The sequence below is a fragment of the Nocardiopsis lucentensis DSM 44048 genome (genome assembly GCF_000341125.1).
GTDB lineage: Bacteria > Actinomycetota > Actinomycetes > Streptosporangiales > Streptosporangiaceae > Nocardiopsis > Nocardiopsis lucentensis.
The window spans coordinates 1-2,383 of the sequence record NZ_ANBC01000521.1; the positions used below are offsets into that span (position 1 = coordinate 1).

A 2,383-nucleotide genomic window follows, 5' to 3' on the forward strand; every position below is an offset into this window, starting at 1 on the left:
CTGCTGGGGGTGAGGGGTACCGGGCGGCTGGGCACGGTCCGTCTCGGCTCCCTGGGGGCGGCCCGCGGCGGAGCGCGCGGCACGTCCGCCGCGCAGGGCGTCGGCGGCCCCACCACGACGCGGCGGCTCACTGGGAGGGCCCTGCCTGCGGCGGCGCCCGGGGTTCTGCGCGCCGGGGCCCAGGGGGTCCTCGACCGTACCGCCGCGGGGGGCACGGTCGGGTGTACGGGGGTCTCCGGGCGCGCGACGGTCACCCCGCGCACGGGGGTCGTCCGCGGCGCGGCGCGGCTGAGGACGGCCGTCGGCGTCGAACCGCTCGCCTCGGGGCTCCGGCTCGGGACGGGCCCGACGTCCGCGGGGCCTCGGCTGGGTGGGGATGGGGTCGGTCAGCGGGTCGTAGTCGTAACCGCGATCGACGTGTCCACGAGAGGGATCGTCGGGGTAGGAATCCCTGTCGTTCATGATTCTCCCTGGCTGGAGCGGACGATCTCGCCCGGGGGGTGGCCTGTGGACCGTTCCTGGTCCAAGGTGCTCTGCAGGAGCACGGTGGCGGCCGCTTGGTCGATCACCGACCGACGCGCCCTGCCACCCTTGGCGCCCTTCTTGGCGAAGGCGGCTCCCGAGAGCAGCTGCGCCTGGGCCGTCACCGTGGTGAGGCGCTCGTCGACCAGGCGTACGGGGATGGGATGGAGGATCCCGGCGAGGGCGGTCGCGAACTCACGCGCGGACCGGGCCGCGGGCCCCTCCTCGCCGGACAACGACGCGGGATAGCCCACGACGACCTCACGTGCCTCGCGTTCCACGACCAACTGGGCGATGCGGTGGATGTCGCCCTTGCCGCGTCGGATGGTCTCGACCGGGCTGGCGAGTACGCCGCTCGGGTCACTCGCCGCGACCCCGATACGGGCGTTACCGGGGTCGATCGCCAGACGCACACCGTGCCTCAAGGGCGTGTCTCCCCCGGACCGGGGACGGCGTACGGGCGGTCCGTGCCGTGGACGGCGCGGCACCGCGGCTGGGAAATCCTCAACACGGTGGTCCTGTTCGTCAGCTGGATCGCGGGAATCGCCGCGTGGACAGCCGCGTGATCGGCTGTGACGCGCCACAGTATGCCCGATTCGGTGACAGTGCGCAGCCTCGCAGGTGGTGACTGGTCGGCAGCTCCCCGTGGAGCGGAGACCGCGGTCACGCCCGCGTCAGCGGCGGATCCGGGGCCCGCACGTCTCGTCCGAGTGTAAGCCACCCACGTGGGATGTCCGGGCAGGCCGCTTTCTGAAAAGGTGTACCACTACGTACCGTGGTGGGACGACACGCCCTGGTACGCGGAAATACGAAGGCGGGTGCGGAATCGGTTCCGCACCCGCCTGGCGTGTCGTGTCTGTTTGGGGCCTCCGCTTCGCTTTGGCCCGTGTTCGGGCGCCCGAAGAGGCAGGGATGCTTCATCCTCGGCTACGCCTATCGCTCGTTCCTCGCTACGCGGCTTGCCTCGTCTTGCAGCACCCTGCCGGCGCCCGAACGACAAACCCCCTGGGGCTGCCTGGGGCTGAGCCGTCAGGAGGCGGCCACACGCGCCTCCACCGCGCGCAGCGCCTCGTCGACCTTGCTCGCGTCGCTACCGCCGCCCTGGGCGATGTCCGGCTTGCCGCCGCCACCGCCGCCGAGCGCGCGCGCCGCGACGCCGACCAGCTCGCCCGCCTTGATCCCGGCCTTCTGCGCCGCCTTGTTCGCCGCGATCACCACGACCGGGCGGTCCTTGGGCACCGATGTCATGGCGACGACGACGGGCTCGTCCTCCCCGAGCCGCCCGCGCACGTCCAGGACGAGCTTGCGCAGGTCGTCGGCGCCGGCGCCGTCGGGCGCCGGGGTGGCGACCACCAGCGCGGAGCCGTGGCGGCGCGCACCGTCGGCGATGGACCCCGCGGCCTGGAGCACCTGGGCGGCCCGGAGCTTGTCGATCTCCTTCTCCGCGGCGCGCAGCCGGGAGACCATGGCGTCGATCCGCTCGGGCAGCTCCTCGCGCGGGGTCTTGAGCTGTTCGGAGAGCTGTCCGACCAGGGCCGACTCCTTGGTCAGGCGGCGGAAGGCGTCGACGCCGACGGCGGCCTCGACGCGGCGCACGCCCGAGCCGACGGAGGACTCGCCGAGCAGCTTGACGATGCCCAGCTTGCCGGTGGAGCCGACGTGGGTGCCGCCGCACAGCTCGACGGAGTAGTCGCTCATCTCGACGACGCGAACGCGGTCGCCGTACTTCTCGCCGAACATGGCCAGGGCGCCCATCCTCAGCGCCTCGTCCAGGCTCTTCTCCTCGGTCTGGACGTCGATGTCACCGGAGAGGACGTGGTTGACCTCCTCCTCGACGCTCGCCAGCCGCTCCCCCCCGAGC

At 72.8% G+C, this 2,383-nt stretch carries 2 protein-coding genes and 1 pseudogene; all 3 read right to left on the minus strand.

Going from position 1 to position 2,383, the window contains the following annotated elements; all coding sequences use genetic code 11:
- A pseudogene (locus D471_RS38515) lies at positions 1-462 on the minus strand (hypothetical protein); the annotation flags it as partial.
- Positions 459-947: a Holliday junction resolvase RuvX gene (ruvX, locus tag D471_RS0118355; protein ID WP_026127851.1), complete on the minus strand. Its 489-nt coding sequence runs from the start codon at positions 945-947 to the stop codon at positions 459-461. The pseudogene D471_RS38515 and the gene ruvX, both read right to left, overlap by 4 nt.
- Before the next feature lie 604 nt (positions 948-1,551).
- Positions 1,552-2,383: DHHA1 domain-containing protein (locus tag D471_RS35030; RefSeq protein ID WP_040690214.1), on the minus strand; the 832-nt coding region annotated here is incomplete at its 5' end.